This window comes from Streptomyces sp. SID1328, assembly GCF_009865595.1.
GTDB classification, from domain to species: Bacteria; Actinomycetota; Actinomycetes; order Streptomycetales; family Streptomycetaceae; genus Streptomyces; species Streptomyces griseoluteus.
Genome location: NZ_WWKH01000539.1, coordinates 1 through 898, shown reverse-complemented (window position 1 = coordinate 898; position 898 = coordinate 1). Strand labels below are relative to the sequence as shown.

Below are 898 nucleotides of genomic sequence, written 5' to 3'. Positions count from 1 at the left end.
AGAGCTTGCGAAGTCCACTGAGCACCCTTTCGAGCAGCGTCACATCGGGAGCGCCGCCGTTGTTCTCGTCGCCGCCCGGCTGGTGAACGGCGACCATGCCGGCCTCGGCGAGGTCGGCCACCAGAATGCGGGCCACGCCCAGGGGCATGGCCAGGAGCGCGGAGACCTCCGCGACCGACTTGACCTCCCGGCAGAGGTGGCAGATGCGCTGGTGCTCAGGGAGCATTCCCATCAGCGCTGCCGGGTCGGCCGTGGTGCTGATCAGCGCCTCGATGGCGAGCTGGTAGCGCGGCCGGGTCCGGCCACCGGTCATCGCGTAAGGACGTACCAGTGGCTGGTCGCCCTCATCGCCGTACGGTTCCGCGTACGGATCATGAGAGGCGTTGGGCGGGGTCATGAATCCTCCGGGCGGGACAGCAAGTTGGTCAGTCGTGCCGTCTGACGGGGCCGGTGGGGGGATTGTGGCGGCCGGACGGTTGTTTCGTGTGCTGGGTGGTGCCGGGGTGGGTCAGTGGAGCAGACTGCCTTGTAGTTCGGCGCGCAGGTCCGGGGTGAGTACCGCACCCGCGCGGTCGACGAGCAGGGTCATCTCGTAGCCCACGAGGCCGATGTCGCACTCGGGGTGCGCGAGGACCGCGAGGGACGACCCGTCCGAGACGGACATGAGGAACAGAAAGCCGCGTTCCATCTCGACGACGGTCTGCGCCACGCTGCCACCCTCGAAGATCCGGGACGCCCCGGCCGTGAGAGAGGTCAGGCCGGACGCGACGGCCGCCAACTGGTCGGCGCGGTCCCTCGGGAAGCCTTCGGACATCGCCAGCAGAAGGCCGTCGGCGGAGACCACCACCGTGTGCGACACCCCTGGGGTGTTGTCCACGAAGTTGGTGATCAACCAGTT

2 protein-coding genes are annotated in these 898 nt (G+C 68.4%); both read right to left on the bottom strand.

From position 1 onward, the window contains the following. A partial coding sequence (locus GT030_RS16885; protein WP_030808431.1) for a DUF742 domain-containing protein occupies window positions 1-397 on the bottom strand: 397 nt, incomplete at its 3' end. A 111-nt stretch (window positions 398-508) separates the two neighbouring features. After that, window positions 509-898, bottom strand: a 390-nt coding sequence (locus GT030_RS16880; protein WP_161201807.1) for a roadblock/LC7 domain-containing protein, incomplete at its 5' end; no start/stop codon positions are given.